This is a genomic window from Gillisia limnaea DSM 15749, assembly GCF_000243235.1.
Taxonomy (GTDB): Bacteria; Bacteroidota; Bacteroidia; order Flavobacteriales; family Flavobacteriaceae; genus Gillisia; species Gillisia limnaea.
Window position 1 is genome coordinate 3329021 of record NZ_JH594606.1, and the last position, 16283, is coordinate 3345303.

Consider the following 16283-nt stretch of genomic DNA (forward strand, 5'->3'; position numbering starts at 1 on the left):
AAGCCCTGTAAAGTTTAAAACTTAACAGGGCTTATTACTTGAGGAAAATGTTATGTTTCCATGTTTTACTGAAACTTATAATTTGTCCCGGGTACCGTAGAGAAAGAATACTGGCCTAAATAATCGCAATAGGCTCTTCCTTCCAGTTTAGGAGACACCGGGGAGTTCACTTTTAAGTATTCTTCCACAACATCGTGAATGGTATAATCTTTTACTTCTACATCTTTCACTCCGGGAATACGACATAAATTGTCTTCAGGATCACCGGGACGAACACAGGCAGAAATGGTATAATACTTATCATCCTGCATTTCTTCGCCTTTCACGATAACAGAGTTTACGCGCTCTCCTTTTGGAGCCTGACTGTTAAAGTCTACTTCCATCCCGGAGAAACGTACCAACCAACCACCAAATCGTTCGGTGGAATTTTGGGCAAAGGCATTGTGCATTTCCCGCTCCAACCAATCTTTAATTTGTTTTCCGGTAACTTTTCCTGTTTTTACTTTTTCATTAACCGGAAGTAAATTCCATAAATTAGCGCGCGTAATGGGGGCCGGTTTTCCATTTACCGGAACTATAGGATTTCCAAATCGAAATCCGTTTGAGATAGCGATATCTGCACCGGTTTTCCAGCGGGCAGCATCGGTGATCATATTATCCATTGGATTTTCAACGGTTAAATAGCGATAAATGGGAGTATTGGTGTAACCAACAATAGCTTCCAGGTGCTCTTTATAAGGCGCTTTTGCTTGATCTATAAGTCCCTGGATCTTTGGATTCGCAACATATCTCTCAGGATCTACATCCATTAGCTCATAATCGTCTTTTACAATTTCACCATTTACAAAATACAGGTTTAATTTGCCTACAAAAGATCCAAAAGCTCCCGGTTCTGTTACTTTTGCATATTTTCCTTCGATGGGTTGACGCACCCTTTCGTGGGTATCATTTCCCAAAATGTAATCTACATCTTTAGATATTTCACTATTGGCAAGTTCCACTTGCTTAAAAATTCCCATATGGGTTACGAGGAAGAGTGCATTTACTTTTTTTTCATTTTTAACCTCATCAATAAGTTTCAGGACATTGTCATCCAACCCGCTAAAGGTCATTCCCTCGCTAAAGATCGGGTTTTGACGAATTGGAACATCCGGATCATTAACCCCAATAAATCCTATTTTCACTCCTTCTATCTCCTTGATCCAATAGGGAGGGAAAAGCCGCTCTTCGGATTCCTCGTGATACATGTTCTCTGCAATTACAGGAGTATCATAGGCGTTTAAAACATTCATCATCGAAGCTTTGCCGTAAACCACTTCCCAATTACCGGGAATAAGCAAATCGTAATTCATATTTTTCACAATCTCGGGAAAAATATCTCCTTTGGAAAGGGCTGCATATCCACTTCCCTGAATAAGATCGCCACCATCTACAATAATGGTTCGGTTAGGGTTTTTAGCACGTTCTTCCTCAAACAAGGTTTTAATGTTTGCCATCCCGCCGCGGGTTTTGAATACAATGCTGTCATTTTCCCAAAACAATTCTGGATGTGGATCTAATTGACCGTGAATATCGGCAGTTTGCAAAATGGTGATCCGCAAGGTATCCTGGCCATTATCCCCTTGTTTTTCACCTGATTTCATGTCTTGACAGGATCCTAGTAGTGTAAGTCCAAAAATCCCCAATCCTATAAACAATGCTGTTTTAAGTGTTTTCATCTGTTTTATTTTTCTAAAGTCCTAAACTGTAATATCCTTTTTTCTGAAGCTGAAAATCGTGTAAAATACCATTTTCAACTATTTCCATTTCCTGTGGAATCTCTTTGCGATCAACCTTGAATTTATTCAGGGAAAATCCGCAGGCTACCAGATGTACTCCTGCTTTTTCAGCTTGAGCAACAAAGTCTTTCATCTTATCGGCATCGGTTAATTGTGAAATGTCCTGCCCGCAAACAATGACCTGAAAATCCCCAAACCGCTCTCCGTCCTCCAGCGCTAGTGCTTCAGCGGTAAGTAGTATAGGTTTTAACTGATCTACTTTCTTAGTTAGCACAACATAATTGTTCTTATCATGAGTGTGTTCTTGTACCTGTGCATTAACCTGTATGGTGGTTAAAGCAAAAAATAATGCAAGGCTGCTTAAAAATACTGTTTTCATTGTTTTGTTGTTTTAAAATCGTTTAATATAAAAAATAGGAGTCCGCCCATAATTGCTATATTCTTAAAAAGCGGCCCCAGGGAATTCACCTGTCCTACCTGAACAGTAATTGTAATTGGAATTAATATCAATGCCAGAATTGCAGCAGCCCACTGGGTTTTAAAACCGGCGAGAAGACCAATCCCGGCAGCCAGCATGATTATTCCAGAGATAATAATAAGGTATTCGGGATTCCCAATAAAATAGGCCATGCTTTTAAAACTGGCCTGATCCAGTTTGGCAACAGTTTCTTTCAAATTCATCAAATGATTGAAACCTGCCACAAGGAAAATTCCGCTTAACATCATTCGGAATATATGAACTGATCGTTGTGTAACCATTATTTTGGCTGTCATAAGCTATAATAGATTTATTAATTTTCACCAAATTCCGGTGCCTATCCCGTTCGGGTAGGATTTTATCAAAATTGTGGGAATTTCTTCCTTTTAAAATTCCCCGTGAGCCCGCCCGTACCGTTCGGGCGGGCTTGCTCCGAGGTTCTTGATTCATTTTTTCTGAAAGATTTTGATCATTGCAAAAAAAAATCAGTGAACCGGCAACTGCTTTCTGTGTTATGTAAAGAAAACTGCTGATTAAATTAAAGTGTCTATTAAACTTGTGGGGGAGGATAAAACTTATCTCTGAAGGTTTCAAAAAATTCTGGAGATGTATAATTGTAGCCCTGATAATTGGTTTTCACCTCGGGAAGTGTCCACCCGAATAACTGGAACTGAAATGGAGCGTTACAATATGAATCTATAGGGATGATTAAAACTTTGGAAGCAGGGATAAGGTCCTGAGTACTTCCATTCTCAAATACATCGGCGGTCTTATTATCACAAAATGGATTTATATATACCATTTCTTCGGCATCAAGAATGCTTACCAGAAATTTGGTATCTATCATCAGGGATTTTCCGAAAAAAACCACCGTAAAGAATATGGCTATATAAGACTTTAAGTTCATTCGACGCCAAATATAGGTATTCATAGCTGCTTTGAATGTGACATTTGTTACATAGCGCTTAAGTTCATTTTAGAATTTCTTTTTAGGGAGCGTAACACTTGTTACAGATATTAAGAAGCCTTTTATAGAGTTTTGCAAAAAAAAAGTCTTTAAAAAATATATAATGAATTTAGTTAAGTGGTATTTTACAATTATATGGTTAAGTTTTAATTTCACCATTTATGCACAGGAACACGATGAATCCGGGAATAAGGAAATTTCACAATTGAAGAATGTCTTCCGCGATGCTTCTTTTCATGGGCATTTTAGAAATTATTTTATGAATACCATAAACCGGGGTGATCTAAAGGATTATTATACCAATGCTACAGGAGGTGCTGTGGGATTTACAACTGGAAATTACAAGGGTTTTGAAATTGGTGTAAAAGGTATTTTTACTTACAAAACCTTCGGCAGTGACCTTGGGGTAGAAGATCCTATTACCGGAAAAAACGCAAAATGGGAATATGAGCTTTATGATGTTTTGAATAAGGGGAATTTCAAGGATCTCGATCGGTTGGAGGAGTTATTTATCCGGTACCGTTTTGGAGACTCCTATATCTCCTACGGAAAGATTGAAACAGAATACACTCCTTTGCTTAACCATAGCGACGGCCGTATGAAGCCTTTTGCACATCGTGGAGCCTGGGCACATTTAAATTTCGACCCTTCCCACCAGGTTAACCTTGGTTGGTTAAACGGGGTTTCCCCAAGAGCTACTACTGAGTGGTTTAACTTTGAAGAAGGGATGGGACTTTTTTATAATGGTTTTCAACCCAATGGGCACTTAGCAGAATATCATGAATTTTACCCTTCCTCCGGGATTGGGATCTTTAATTACAGTTTCAAAAAAAACAATCTCCATTTAGAGATATATGATTTTTATTTGGACAAGATGATGAATACACTTTGGACAGAAGTAGGATATAACATTAACAGCATTAACTTTGGAGTTCAATATGTGTATCAGTCCCCATTTTCCTATTCTGAAAAGCTTTCTTATGAAAACAGGTATATACAACCCGATGAAAATGGACAGGTATTAAGCACTCAATTAAGTTGGAAACAGGCAGGCTGGAAATTGGGTTTTGCGTATTCCCATGCATTTGACACGGGAAGGTTTTTATTTCCGAAGGAATTAGGAAGGGATCATTTTTTCACATCCATTTCCAGATCACGTATGGAAGGACTTGGAAATACAGATGTTTTTATCCTGAAGGGGGAGTATACCATCCAAAAACCGGAAGTTCATCTGGGGTTGGAAATTCAGAAACTTACAGGTCCTGAAACGGCTGTTTTTGAGTTCAATAAATATAATGTAGCGGAATCTTTTCAGTTAAATGCACATTTAACTTATAAAGTACATGGCTTCCTGGAAGGCCTAAGCTTCGATTTTCTTTGGGTTTATCGGGAAAATAAAAATAGTTTAGATGCTCAAAGCATATTTAATAAAAGTAATTTTAATCAACTTAACTTAGTTACTAATTTCGATTTTTAGATAATTTGAAACTTCTATGGATTCTGTAAAATTAGGCTTAAAGGAAAACTGGAAACAATTCAGTCTGCTAGTGCTGGTCAATGCTTTTGTTGGTGGAATGGTAGGCTTAGAGCGTAGCATTATTCCAGAATTGGCTACCAAAGAGTTTGGTGTTGAAGCTACTACTGCGATCCTTTCTTTTATTGTAGTATTTGGGGTGGTGAAGGCGATTTCCAATTATTATGCGGGTGCTTTAGCCAATAAATTTGGAAGAAAAAATCTTCTGGTCCTTGGGTGGATCTTCGCTATTCCAATTCCTTTTATACTAATCTATGCTGAAAACTGGGACTGGATTATAGTGGCCAATGTTTTTCTGGGCATTAACCAGGGACTTGCATGGTCCAGCACGGTGGTGATGAAAATTGATCTGGTTGGGGAAAAACAGCGTGGATTTGCGATGGGGCTTAATGAGTTCGCCGGATATCTGGCAGTAGCGGTGGTCGCATTTCTTACAGGGTGGATCGCTTCAGAATACGGCCTGAGACCTTATCCTTTTTACCTTGGAATTGGATTGATGATTCTGGGCTTATTCTTCAGTATTTTTCTGATAAAGGATACCAGGCATCATGTGACCAAAGAAGAGGGTTTTAGCACTGTTTCAAAATTGAAGAACATCTTCTGGGAAACAACATGGAAAGATAAGAACCTGGGATCTGTAAGCCAGGCCGGACTTATAAATAACCTCAATGACGGGATGGCCTGGGGATTATTTCCAATTTTGTTGGCTGGGAAAGGTTTTAATCTGGAACAAATTGGAATCGTAACCGCATTGTACCCTGCAGTTTGGGGGATGGGACAGATTATTACCGGAAAAATGGCCGATAAATTCAGCAAAAAGGATATGCTGGTCACGGGAATGCTTTTGCAGGCTATTGTTTTGGTTGTCCTTATTTGGGCCGAAACTATGACACATTTTGTGATCCTTTCCTCCATGCTTGGCTGGGGAACAGCGATGGTTTATCCCACATTTCTAGCCAGTATTGCAGAAAACACCCACCCACAGGACCGGGCAAAAAGCATTGGTGTTTTTAGGCTTTGGAGGGATTTGGGGTATGCAATAGGAGCTATTTTAACCGGGGTTATAACAGACCTTGTAAGCATTGATGCTTCTATTTTACTGGTAGGTTTACTTACTTTTATTTCTGCTGGGATAATTTTCTTCCGAATGAAATATAAAACCGATGGAGCTGTTCGGTTTTTGAAATTATAATAATCAGCTCTTTTTTAAGTGTTTCAATATGATTATTAACTCGTTTGAAACAAAATTTACCTTTGCGAAAGCTTGAAAAAATAACAATGTAACTTTTGTTACTGTAGGAATTAATATTAAATGAGTTCTTTGCATCTCAAAAAAAATAACTTTTATGAATTGGATATTTGAACCCTGGCCCTGGTATGTTGCGGGGCCGTTAATTGCCTTAATAATGTTTTTACTGCTATTTGTGGATAAACAATTTGGAATGTCTTCAAATTTAAGAACCATGTGTGCCATTGGAGGCGCAGGTAAGCAAGCCGATTTTTTCGCTTTCGACTGGAAATCTCAGCGATGGAACCTGGTTGTCGTTTTAGGAGCAATAATTGGCGGATTTCTGGGTGCTCATTTATTAACTAACGACCCCTCTGTGGCGATTAACCCTGAAACTATAGCAACTTTGGAAGGCCTGGGTTTTGAAAATGCAGGAGACACCTATTTGCCTGAGCAGTTATTTGGTTTGGAAGCATTTTCCAGCATTAAATCTTTATTGATTTTGTTAGGCGGAGGATTGCTCATAGGCTTTGGTTCCAGATATGCCGGAGGCTGTACTTCCGGACACGCTATTTCTGGCCTTAGCAATTTACAATTGCCCTCACTTATAGCGGTAATTGGTTTTTTTATTGGTGGGTTGGTTATGATCCATCTTTTATTTCCTTTAATTTTTTAAGATGAGAAGAACAATAGCATATTTATTTATAGGTATATTTTTTGGGATAGTGATGTACAAGTCGGAAGCGGCTTCCTGGTTTAGAATTTATGAAATGTTTCAGTTTCAATCCTTCCATATGTATGGGATCATAGGATCTGCATTATTCCTGGGAGTACTGGGCGTATTGCTTATCAAAAAGAATAATGTAAAATCCTTTTATGGAGAGCCTATCAAGTTTAATCCAAAGGATAAAAGTTTTAGCAGGTATATGTATGGAGGGATCATTTTTGGTCTTGGCTGGGCACTTGCCGGGTCTTGTCCCGGACCCATTTATACGCTTATTGGTGCAGGATACGTCTCTATTTTAGTAGTTTTAGTGGGTGCCCTGGGTGGTACATTTATCTATGGCCTAATCCGGAAGAAATTACCACATTAGCATGAAAAGACGCCCTAAAAAGGGCCTCTCAGTTAAGTGCTTAAAGTAAAAAACGCCCGGATAGGGCGTTTTTTACTTTAAGCACTTTGCTTTCTCAATACCTCCAGCGGCGGACTTGTAATAACACTTCTGCTATTGAGTAGGCCAATTATCAACACCAGCACCACAATCCCCGGGAACAAAACCAGGAAGGGTATCCAGGAAGGTATGAACGGGGAATCGAATAAGAACCAGGCCAGCATTTGGCTGCTTAAAAGCGATAGCAGGATACCAGACAAGCCACCTAAAACCCCCAGGTATAAATATTCCAAGGCAAGGATCTTCAGGATCTGATCGCTTTTGGCTCCTAAAGTTCTTAGAAGTACACTTTCTTTTATTCTTTGATATTTGCTTGTTCGCACCGCGCCTAAAAGCACGATAATCCCTGTTAGTATGCTAAAAAAGGCCATAAAATTGATTAGCCATGAAATTTTGTCAAGCAGGCCTTCTATTACTGTTAGTACCTGTCTAAGGTCAATGATGGTCACATTTGGATATTTTTTTACCAACTCCTGTTGCAAATTAGCCGAGCTTTCCTCATTGGGAACATTGGAGGTAAGCACTCTAAACTGAGGCGCATCTTCCAGAACACCTTTAGGAAAAACGATTGAAAAATTCATCTGCATCCTGCTCCAATCCACAGTCCTGATACTTCCTATTACAGTATTTAACAATACTCCCTGGACGTTAAAAGTTACTTTATCACCAACTTTAACTTTTGCGTCATCGGCAAAATTATCACTTACCGAGATAGGAACCATTTCAACATCCTGCACTTCCGAAGTCCATTCTCCTTCCTGAAGACTTTCAGAAGCGATGAGAGAATCTCGGTAAGTAACGCGAAACTCATGAGTCAGTATCCACCGGTTTACGTTGGAAGTTGTATCATCCTTCATTTGATTCACCGATTTTCCTTCTATGCTTTGAACCCTCATAGTAACAATTGCAATATCATCCAAAACGGGAAGATCTTTTTCGGTAATAGTCTTGACAACAGCATCTTTTTGTTCAGACTGTATATCAAGCAGGATCATGTTTGGACTGTTTGATTGTGTTTCCAGAGTTGCCTGGGACATCAAAACATCTTTGGTGAAATAAAGTGTGCTTATTAGGAAAGTTCCTACTCCAATGGCCAATACTAACGTAAGGGTTTGGTTTTGAGGACGAAAAAGGTTCAGCAAACTCTGTCTCGCGGGAAAACCCCAGGAGTTGGGAAAATATTTTTTTATCAATTTCATAAATGCTTTCGCTATCCCTGCTAAAATTGAGAATGTGAGAATGATCCCTGCTACAAATGAGAAGGAATACCGCCAATCTTTTAATAACCAATATGAAAAGAGTAAAATAAACAGAAAAATACCTAACAAAACCAGTGTCCCTGCTTTCCCAGATTTGGATTTACTCTCATTTTGTACTCTTAACGCCTGTAAGGGGGAAATGTATAAGGTTCCCATAAGGGGATATAAGGCGAACAAAACCGACATAAAAATCCCCAGTAATAATCCCATCAGGATCACTTGTGGCGAAAAGGACATTTGAACATCTACCGGTAAGAGATCCCCTAAAAACAAAGGGAATAATTGCTGAAGAATTAAACCCAGACCTGTACCGGCAATTCCTCCTAAAAGACCCATTGCGGCAATTTGTAACAAATAGATAAGGAAGGTTTGTCTTTTGGTAGCTCCTATGCATTTAAGAATGGCTACTGCCCGTAATTTTCCTTTGATGTAAATGTTTATAGCACTGGCAATACCAACACAACCCAGTAAAAGAGCAATAAAGGCTACCAGATTAAGGAACTTACCAAAATTATCGTACCGGCTGCCCAACCTTTGGCTGGTGGAGGTATGGGTATCAAGATCGGCATCCTGAGTATCGAGAAGAGGACCAAGGTTTTTATCGAGTTGTTCCATATTCATACCCTGGTTTGCCACAAAATAATAATCATAACCCACGCGGCTTCCGGTTTGTACCAGGCCTGTTTCGGAAATCAACCTGTAAGGAATAAGCACAGGGGGTGCCACAGAACTAAAAATTGCGGTACTCCCCGGAACAGACTTTAATGCCCCTGCAATAGGCAAAGTAACTGTTCCTATCTTAATACTATCACCCGGTTGTATCCCTAATTGAAGCATTACCGTTGCATCTACCAATGCTGCATCCTGTTCCTGATAGCTTCCTGCGGCTGATGCTGGTTCTGTTTCCAGATCACCGTAGAATGGGAAACCACCTTCTATTCCTCTTACCTGGATCAGTTTAGTGAGCTCGGTTTTTGGGAAGGCAGCCATAGAAGTAAAACTGATTTCCCTGGCATCTGCGCCACCCAGGGAATCCATTATTGCCAGTACGCGTTCGTTTGGCGGATTATTGCTGTCTATTCTAAAATCGGCACCCATTAAGGATTTTGATTGCAGGGAAATATTTTCCTTCAGATTTTCGCCAAAGGATTGTATGGAAACAACTGCAGCAATCCCCAATACAATAGAAGCCATGAACAGGATAAGTTTCCGGCTGCTCGCTTTTCCGTCCCGCCAGGCCATTTTTAACAGCCAGCCAAAATTTGCCCGGGAAGTAATGGTTTTATTTCTGTTCATTATAAAGTATCTATGGGGTTTTCAATAATTTTCCCACCTTTCAGCCTAAGGATGCGTTGGGTTCTTTGTGCCAGTTCTAAATCGTGAGTCACAATCACCAGGGTAGTACCCGATTCCTTATTTAGATTAAATAGCAGGTCGATTACTTTTTCTCCGGTTTCAGCATCAAGGTTTCCCGTGGGTTCATCGGCAAAAAGAATGGAAGGAGTATTGGAAAAAGCCCGTGCTACGGCAACCCGTTGTTGTTCTCCTCCTGAGAGTTGTGATGGATAATGATGAAAACGATCTCCAAGTCCCACTTTTTCCAGAAGTTCCTTCCCAACTTTAGAAGCGTTTTTTGCGCCCTGCAACTCCAGGGGAACTGCTACATTCTCAAGGGCGGTAAGGGTTGGTAATAATTGAAAATCCTGAAATACAAAACCTATATTTTTGTTTCGCAGGATAGCGCGCTCATCTTCGGTAAGGCTGTTCAATTGTGTTCCACAAAGATCTATCGAGCCCGAATCGGCTTGATCCAGACCGGCACAAAGTCCAAGTAAAGTGGTTTTGCCACTTCCTGAGGGTCCCACAATTGAAAAGGTTTCACCTGCTTCTATATCAAAACTTATGTCGTGTAATACTGTTATTTTTTTTGAACCACTGGAGAAGGTTTTCTCTAAGTTGCGAACGTTTAATATCTTTGTCATCTTTCGACTCTTAATTTATCTGAATAAAGACAAAATAAAGAAAGATTTTGATTTTAATCCCTGTACTATGAGAAACTTGTTGGTATTTTGTGTTTTGTTTAGTTTTATTTTTTTCAACTCCTGTGGTGAACCTTCAAAAAAAAAGGAGGAAAATCAGTTAGAAGAAATTTCAGAAAATGATAATCAGGAAAAAAGTGAATCCGGAGTGATCCTTTTCTTCGGTAACAGCCTTACAGCCGGAATGGGATTAGATCCAAATGAGGCATTTCCTGCAGTTATTCAGCAAAAAATAGATTCTTTAGGTCTTCCCTATGAGGTGGTAAATGCCGGATTAAGCGGGGAAACTACAGCAGCGGGAAAGAATAGGATAAGCTGGGTTTTGAGTCAGGACGTGAGCGTTTTTGTCCTGGAACTGGGAGCCAATGATGGTTTGCGTGGGGTCCCCCTGGAAGAGACCAGAAAAAACCTGCAGGAGATCATCAATACCGTACGGGAGAAAAACCCCGATACAAAAATTATTCTCGCCGGAATGCAGATCCCTCCAAATATGGGACAGGAGTACACTTCAGAATTCAGGAATATCTTCCCGGAACTAGCTGAAAAGAATGACGTTCATCTTATTTCCTTTTTACTGGAAGATGTTGCCGGAAATCCTGAGTTGAACCAGGGAGACGGAATTCATCCTACCGCAGAGGGGCAAAAGATCCTTGCCAAAAATGTTTGGGAAGTTTTGGGCCCGGTGATTAGTGAATAGAGTTTCTCGCATTATTCTATTGAATTCTTGCAGGAAGACTTGCATAAAAGTTAATCCTAAAGTATTCCAACTTTGAGTTAACCTCTACAAATATTTCTTATTTCCAGGCTGGAGAAAATCTGTAATTTGGTTTTAAAACAATATCTTGGTATTCCAAATACAAATGAACAGATGACTAATCCGGTTATATTTAAATCCAGTTATTTTCTTAGAGCTCTTAACAGTGATTTCAATCCTTTTACTCCAAATATTTTACTTGTAGATGAGGAGCATATCGAATTTAAAAGAAGGAACTGGCATCTCATATCTGAAGACACAGAAAGTCTTCACTTTAAAAATATCACCGGTGTTACGGTAGATTCTCATCTTTTTGGAACCACAATTACTATTAAGAGCACAGGAAATGATCCTATACAAATTCGTGGGTTCTGGAAAAAGGAAGCAGCGAAAATTAAAGATCTTTGCGCAAATTATATCGCAGCGTATAATCAAAAAAATAGCAACGAGGCATTATCGTCCTCACTGGCTAAAGCGATGGAAAATCGGCACGGGAATTATAGCGTGGCAGACGAATTGACTAAATTAAAAAACCTGCTGGATCAAAAAGTGCTTTCTCCGGAAGAGTTTGAAGAACAAAAACGCAGACTTCTAAAAAGTTAGTTTCGAAGTAGAACTATTCAAATTCAGGATTTATTTAGTATTTTGATTTTTAGGATACTGCTATTTTCGATGCTGATGCATTATTTTATAAACTGTTATGCTTAATCATTGACAAATAAAGGATCCTCCGGATGTTACTAATTTGTTACCCTCACTCAATCTTTGAAAGTCAATGTAAAAGTGGTCCCTTTATTAACCTGGCTTTCCACTTTTATAGTTCCTTCCAGGCTTGTCATGTGTTTTTGAACTAAATATAACCCAATTCCTTTGCTGTCGATGTGATTATGAAATTTTTGATGTAATCCAAAAATTTTACCCTTTACATCCTTCATTTCAAAACCAATTCCGTTATCGGTAAAAATAAGCTGTGTGCAATCCTTTAATTTTTTGGAAGTAATAGAAATAACAGGATAAGTTTCCAGGTTAGAATATTTTATCGAGTTTGTTATAAGGTTGAGAAATATACTTTGAAGATAGGCTGAATTAAACTTTACTTCTCCGGCTTCAGAAAAATCTATCTTCAAATTGGCTTTGGAGTTTGCGATTAAGGTTTTAATTGAATCCAGTGTAATTTGCAAGGTATCTTTTAAAGACAACTTTTCAACTTTCACGTTTATTTTTTCTTCCTTACTTAAATGGTCAACGTATTCATTCAGGGTATTTTTCAGCTTAAAGGCCGACATTTTAAGCATATCAATGTATTAGAGGGTTTCGGGATCCTCAATTTTCGATAAGTCTAATAGCCCGAAAAGGGAAATCAAATTATTTACCGGAGACCTCAAATCGTGCGATGTTGTATAGGTAAATTGTTTGAGTTGATCATTTACACTGGTAAGATTGGTGAGCAGTAAATTCCGTTCTTCCTCAAGGTTTTTTAAATGGGTAACATTTTTAGCGATGGCGTAAATTAATTTTTCGGAAGGTTCTGAAACCGAAGTCCAGGAGAGCCAGACAATTTCTCCCGATTTAGTTACATACCTGTTTTCGAAATTTAAAAGAGGTTTATCCTTATTTATACGTTCCCTAAGTTTGGAGGTAATATTCTTGTCTTCGTGATAAATAAAATCGCTAACATGCCCCGCCATGATCTCCTCTGTCGAGTAGCCCAATAATTGCGAAAAAGCTGGATTTGCTTTTTTGATATAACCGTCATAGCTTGCAATACATAGAATGTCCGCGGTTAACTCAAAAAAATGATCGAGATCAAAATGTGGCTCGGATTTTAGGTTTATAGATTTAAAATCATTCATGTTATAGGTTTGGGGAAAAAATATTTGAGGCTAAAATATTAAAAGTATGTAAAGTTTAAAATTACTTAATTTTCTAACCAATAAATTCATTTTGAAGAAATTGTTAAGAGAAACCTAGGTTTCCAGTCCGCCTTTACTATTCTGTTTTGGTGTATTTAGCTGAAAGAATCCTGCATTTAAAGCTAACTCATAAAGAAGAAGCTTTCTTAGTTTTTCAGGAATTCAGGATAGATCAACTTGATTGAAGGATAGGTTCCCCAGTTTATTTTCCTTCATCAACAGAATAATTCCTGATTTCTTCCAGGATATCCTGAACATTTTTTTCGGTCTTGAACAGTTTGTCTTTGCATATTTTTAGAAGTTCAGAAGCGCGTTTGATTTTGGTGTCCAGTTCATCTATGCTAATTTCAGAATTTTCCATTTCTGAGACAATTTCCTGAAGCTCCTTATGAGCGTCGGTATAGTTTATTTCTTCAGTCATTTTTAGTTTTTTTATCGATTTTTTCGATTCGGCTGTATAGGTTTCCTTTATATAACTGTGTTTCCAGCAGAAGGTCTTTTTGAATTTCATCTGCATTTCGAATCACTTTACCATTTTGGCGCGTAATGCTAAAGCCTCTTTTAAGGATGTTTAACGGAGACAGCATTCTGATTTTTTCTTCGGTGAAACTCAAATTTGCTACAGCTTCATTCAAGGTGTTTTTTGCATTGGACAAGATGGAACGTTTAGCCTGATGCAACATGTTTTTTTGGTCATTTATTGATCGGTGGCTCAGGTTGTCGAGTATAGCTGCAAGTTGGTTGAGGTTTGATCTTGAGTTATTCATGGCATTTCCCGTAAGCGAACTAAATAGTCTTGCTGTTTCCTTAAGATTGATTTTTTCATTTTTAAACATCCGGCTCACTTCATTCTGAATCTTTTGTTCGGCATCTTTTACCGGAATAGCAAAATCGTGAAATTTTTGCAAAAGGAATTCTGCTATTTTAGTTGGAGTGATGAAACTTTGATAGCTTACCAGTTCGCTCACGGTTTCATTTGCAGAATGTCCAATCCCGGTCAAAATGGGGATAGGAAAAGTTGCGATTTTCTCTGCCAGTAAATAATTGTCAAAACTGCTTAAGCCAATTTCCCCGCCACCGCCACGAATTATTGCCACCGCATCAAATATCTTCTTATGCTTTTTAATTCGTTCCAACTGCTGGCTTATGGAACTTACCGCCCGTTCTCCCTGCAAAATAGCAGGAAATAACAAAAAATGAAATTTATATCCCCAGGGATTATTTTGTATGATATCCATAAAGTCCCCGTATCCTTTACTGGTTTCTACAGAAATGATCGCGATGGTTTTAGGTAAGTTGGAAAGAAGTGTGTTTTTATTGGCATTAAAAACCCCGGTTTCCTTAAGCTTTGCAATAGTTTCGGCTTTTTCCCTGGCAAGTTCTCCCAGAGTGAACTCAGGATCAATATCTACTATGTTTAATGCAAGCCCATGGAGTGGGTGATAGGAAACAGTTCCCTGGATTACCACCGTTATATTGTCTTTAAGTTCTTCCTTCAACACCGATTTGAACTTAGTATTTATCATTTCAAAATTGCCACTCCATATATTTCCACGAAGTTCTGCGATCACTTTTCCATCCTTTTTCTCTACCAGGCTAGGGTAGCAGTGGCCGCTTTTGGGGTAGTAATTAAGTCGTACGATCTCAGCCTTGATCCACACTGTCTTATTGCAATATGTATTAATTACATTTTGAATAGACTGAGTTAAATTAAATAAGGAATAGACTTTTTTTTCAGGCATAGGACACCTTTAAATTAGGGTAGGCTAAAGGTATTAAACTTATTTAAAATTTGATGGATTTCAATTTAAAGTCAGTTGGTTTTCTGTGATGAAATAAAAGGTAATCCAATTTAAAAATCCCCATATACCGGCAGGATAAAATTCCCTTTTAAAAATTCTTTTGGATCTATTTGGCTTTGCAATACAACTCCTGTTATTTCAGATTCAAGCAAGAGTTGGGCTGCCTGCAGCAAAGGTGCAGCAGTTGTAGTTTGAATGGCCCGCAAAATGTGTTTTCCTATTTTTTGAGGAAGTATGCGTTTGGCAATCTCCCGCCGTCGTAAAATCCCTTTTGAATCTTTACCTTCCACCGCGGCATATAAAACAATTTGATCATCTTCGCAATGTGGAATAATAACCTCCATTTTTTTCTGTAATTCAGAAATTTTATCCGAATTTTTGATGGCAGAAATCTGTTTTTCCACCCAGGAATAATGACCCGGATACCGCAGGGTTTTGTAGTCCAGGGAACGAACTTTTCCTGCCAGGGCATCAGGAAGATCTGCAGCTCCACCGGAAGTAAGGTCCTCTTCATAGGTTATTCCTTCTATAATAATCCGGGCTCTTTCAGACAAGGCAGGCAATGCCGTTTTTTTGAAATCCCGCAATACCAAAGCCTCTTTCAAATATTCTGTAGCCACGCCCACAGTGCTCCAGGTAAATCCATAATAATGCGGAGCAACCACGTGACGGGTAAGTGCACCAACTTTAAATTCCAGTGTATCTACTTTATCAATTTTAAAATCCTCGCAGAATTGTTGAAAAAGTCCATTTGCAAGGATATTGATATAGCCGGGAGCTATTCCGGATTGAAGAACAAAGCCTGTTTTGCTATTCTTTGCCAATTCGATTATTTCATCGGTTTCTGCAACATATTCGGTTAGGTTGGCGTAATGCAATCGATACTCTTTTGCAAGACGGGCGATTTTTGGAGCGAGACTTCCCGGAAGGCAGTCCAGGATAATGTCTCCTTTGCTCAGGATCGTTTTCATTTCTTCTGAAATTCCTTCTTCCTGAAGATGAAATGCTTTAACAGAACATTCTTTTTCCGTGCCGTTCTCAATCCAGAGAGCAAGCCTTTGCGCTTTTGAAAGTGTTCGGTTTCCAATAAACAGGGAAGGAGGAACTTTGCTCCATTCCATAAGCAATAAGCCTGCAGCTTCTGCTATACCGCCGGCTCCGGCAATTATGATGTTATAATGTTTGTTCATAAATGAAAGTTAGTACTTTATTTCCGGATTTTAGTCCCTAGAATACGAACAAATAAAAAAGGGCTAGCTAGATTAGTAACTTAAGGTTATTCATGATTAATAATACCGGAAATCCCTACTTGCAAAAAGCTGAAAAGTGATTTAAATTATTCTACGGAAATTAAATTCA

Annotated in this window: 17 protein-coding genes; 6 read left to right on the forward strand and 11 right to left on the reverse strand. The window is 38.7% G+C overall.

Annotation, left to right across the window (positions count from 1 at the left end):
* Positions 1 to 65: 65 nt before the first annotated feature.
* From GILLI_RS16620 to GILLI_RS16635, 4 genes are all read right to left on the reverse strand, one after another.
* Positions 66 to 1718 (reverse strand): bifunctional metallophosphatase/5'-nucleotidase, encoded by a 1653-nt coding sequence (locus GILLI_RS16620; protein ID WP_006990285.1) that lies wholly within the window; start codon positions 1716 to 1718, stop codon positions 66 to 68.
* Between the two features lie 13 nt (positions 1719 to 1731).
* A complete protein-coding gene (locus GILLI_RS16625) occupies positions 1732 to 2157 on the reverse strand; it encodes a hypothetical protein (protein ID WP_006990286.1) in 426 nt (141 codons plus the stop codon).
* Positions 2154 to 2552: a DoxX family protein gene (locus GILLI_RS16630; protein ID WP_006990287.1), complete on the reverse strand. Its 399-nt coding sequence runs from the start codon at positions 2550 to 2552 to the stop codon at positions 2154 to 2156. The genes GILLI_RS16625 and GILLI_RS16630 overlap by 4 nt, the downstream gene beginning before the upstream one ends.
* Positions 2553 to 2806: 254 nt before the next feature.
* On the reverse strand, positions 2807 to 3163 hold the full coding sequence (locus GILLI_RS16635) for a hypothetical protein (RefSeq protein ID WP_040506727.1): 357 nt from the start codon (positions 3161 to 3163) through the stop codon (positions 2807 to 2809).
* A 163-nt stretch (positions 3164 to 3326) separates the two neighbouring features.
* Between GILLI_RS16635 and GILLI_RS16640 the strand changes: the two genes are divergently transcribed.
* The 4 genes from GILLI_RS16640 to GILLI_RS16655 all read left to right on the forward strand — a co-directional run bounded on the left by GILLI_RS16640 (position 3327) and on the right by GILLI_RS16655 (position 7079).
* Positions 3327 to 4700, forward strand: a complete 1374-nt coding sequence (locus GILLI_RS16640) for a hypothetical protein (protein ID WP_006990289.1) — start codon at positions 3327 to 3329, stop codon at positions 4698 to 4700.
* A gap of 16 nt (positions 4701 to 4716) precedes the next feature.
* On the forward strand, positions 4717 to 5949 hold the full coding sequence (locus tag GILLI_RS16645) for an MFS transporter (RefSeq protein ID WP_006990290.1): 1233 nt from the start codon (positions 4717 to 4719) through the stop codon (positions 5947 to 5949).
* Positions 5950 to 6103: 154 nt separating this feature from the next.
* On the forward strand, positions 6104 to 6661 hold the full coding sequence (locus GILLI_RS16650; RefSeq protein WP_006990291.1) for a YeeE/YedE family protein: 558 nt from the start codon (positions 6104 to 6106) through the stop codon (positions 6659 to 6661).
* A 1-nt stretch (position 6662) separates the two neighbouring features.
* On the forward strand, positions 6663 to 7079 hold the full coding sequence (locus tag GILLI_RS16655) for a DUF6691 family protein (protein ID WP_006990292.1): 417 nt from the start codon (positions 6663 to 6665) through the stop codon (positions 7077 to 7079).
* Between the two features lie 77 nt (positions 7080 to 7156).
* Here GILLI_RS16655 and GILLI_RS16660 read toward each other — a convergent pair whose 3' ends face one another.
* Entirely contained in the window at positions 7157 to 9712 is a 2556-nt protein-coding gene (locus GILLI_RS16660; protein WP_006990293.1) for an ABC transporter permease, read from the reverse strand.
* Positions 9712 to 10398, reverse strand: coding sequence for an ABC transporter ATP-binding protein (locus GILLI_RS16665; RefSeq protein WP_006990294.1), 687 nt, complete (start codon positions 10396 to 10398; stop codon positions 9712 to 9714). Before GILLI_RS16665 ends, GILLI_RS16660 begins: the two co-directional genes overlap by 1 nt.
* Positions 10399 to 10465: 67 nt before the next feature.
* Here GILLI_RS16665 and GILLI_RS16670 point away from each other — a divergent pair, with 67 nt between their 5' ends.
* A complete protein-coding gene (locus GILLI_RS16670; protein ID WP_006990295.1) occupies positions 10466 to 11152 on the forward strand; it encodes an arylesterase in 687 nt (228 codons plus the stop codon).
* Positions 11153 to 11323: 171 nt separating this feature from the next.
* On the forward strand, positions 11324 to 11812 hold the full coding sequence (locus tag GILLI_RS16675) for an SHOCT domain-containing protein (protein ID WP_006990296.1): 489 nt from the start codon (positions 11324 to 11326) through the stop codon (positions 11810 to 11812).
* Positions 11813 to 11967: 155 nt separating this feature from the next.
* On the opposite strand, the gene GILLI_RS18970 is transcribed toward GILLI_RS16675, so the two are convergent.
* From GILLI_RS18970 to GILLI_RS16695, 5 genes are all read right to left on the reverse strand, one after another.
* Complete coding sequence (locus GILLI_RS18970; protein WP_245545645.1) at positions 11968 to 12504, reverse strand: sensor histidine kinase; 537 nt, start codon at positions 12502 to 12504, stop codon at positions 11968 to 11970.
* 9 nt (positions 12505 to 12513) lie between these two features.
* Positions 12514 to 13062, reverse strand: a complete 549-nt coding sequence (locus tag GILLI_RS18975) for a PAS domain S-box protein (protein ID WP_245545646.1) — start codon at positions 13060 to 13062, stop codon at positions 12514 to 12516.
* A gap of 262 nt (positions 13063 to 13324) precedes the next feature.
* On the reverse strand, positions 13325 to 13543 hold the full coding sequence (gene xseB / locus GILLI_RS16685; RefSeq protein ID WP_006990297.1) for an exodeoxyribonuclease VII small subunit: 219 nt from the start codon (positions 13541 to 13543) through the stop codon (positions 13325 to 13327).
* Positions 13536 to 14864 carry an exodeoxyribonuclease VII large subunit gene (gene xseA, locus GILLI_RS16690; RefSeq protein ID WP_006990298.1) on the reverse strand — a complete coding sequence of 443 codons (1329 nt, stop codon included), beginning with the start codon at positions 14862 to 14864 and terminating at the stop codon, positions 13536 to 13538. Before xseA ends, xseB begins: the two co-directional genes overlap by 8 nt.
* A gap of 110 nt (positions 14865 to 14974) precedes the next feature.
* A complete protein-coding gene (locus tag GILLI_RS16695) occupies positions 14975 to 16114 on the reverse strand; it encodes a saccharopine dehydrogenase family protein (RefSeq protein WP_006990299.1) in 1140 nt (379 codons plus the stop codon).
* Between the last annotated feature and the right edge of the window lie 169 nt (positions 16115 to 16283).

Excerpts from the sequence above, each read along its gene's own strand:
- GILLI_RS16620 (WP_006990285.1), bottom strand. The coding sequence starts at position 1,718 with ATGAAAACACTTAAAACAGCATTGTTTATAGGATTGGGGATTTTTGGA.
- GILLI_RS16625 (WP_006990286.1), bottom strand. The coding sequence starts at position 2,157 with ATGAAAACAGTATTTTTAAGCAGCCTTGCATTATTTTTTGCTTTAACC.
- GILLI_RS16630 (WP_006990287.1), bottom strand. The coding sequence starts at position 2,552 with ATGACAGCCAAAATAATGGTTACACAACGATCAGTTCATATATTCCGA.
- GILLI_RS16635 (WP_040506727.1), bottom strand. The coding sequence starts at position 3,163 with ATGAACTTAAAGTCTTATATAGCCATATTCTTTACGGTGGTTTTTTTC.
- GILLI_RS16640 (WP_006990289.1), top strand. The coding sequence starts at position 3,327 with ATGAATTTAGTTAAGTGGTATTTTACAATTATATGGTTAAGTTTTAAT.
- GILLI_RS16645 (WP_006990290.1), top strand. The coding sequence starts at position 4,717 with ATGGATTCTGTAAAATTAGGCTTAAAGGAAAACTGGAAACAATTCAGT.
- GILLI_RS16650 (WP_006990291.1), top strand. The coding sequence starts at position 6,104 with ATGAATTGGATATTTGAACCCTGGCCCTGGTATGTTGCGGGGCCGTTA.
- GILLI_RS16655 (WP_006990292.1), top strand. The coding sequence starts at position 6,663 with ATGAGAAGAACAATAGCATATTTATTTATAGGTATATTTTTTGGGATA.
- GILLI_RS16660 (WP_006990293.1), bottom strand. The coding sequence starts at position 9,712 with ATGAACAGAAATAAAACCATTACTTCCCGGGCAAATTTTGGCTGGCTG.
- GILLI_RS16665 (WP_006990294.1), bottom strand. The coding sequence starts at position 10,398 with ATGACAAAGATATTAAACGTTCGCAACTTAGAGAAAACCTTCTCCAGT.
- GILLI_RS16670 (WP_006990295.1), top strand. The coding sequence starts at position 10,466 with ATGAGAAACTTGTTGGTATTTTGTGTTTTGTTTAGTTTTATTTTTTTC.
- GILLI_RS16675 (WP_006990296.1), top strand. The coding sequence starts at position 11,324 with ATGACTAATCCGGTTATATTTAAATCCAGTTATTTTCTTAGAGCTCTT.
- GILLI_RS18970 (WP_245545645.1), bottom strand. The coding sequence starts at position 12,504 with ATGCTTAAAATGTCGGCCTTTAAGCTGAAAAATACCCTGAATGAATAC.
- GILLI_RS18975 (WP_245545646.1), bottom strand. The coding sequence starts at position 13,062 with ATGAATGATTTTAAATCTATAAACCTAAAATCCGAGCCACATTTTGAT.
- xseB (WP_006990297.1), bottom strand. The coding sequence starts at position 13,543 with ATGACTGAAGAAATAAACTATACCGACGCTCATAAGGAGCTTCAGGAA.
- xseA (WP_006990298.1), bottom strand. The coding sequence starts at position 14,864 with ATGCCTGAAAAAAAAGTCTATTCCTTATTTAATTTAACTCAGTCTATT.
- GILLI_RS16695 (WP_006990299.1), bottom strand. The coding sequence starts at position 16,114 with ATGAACAAACATTATAACATCATAATTGCCGGAGCCGGCGGTATAGCA.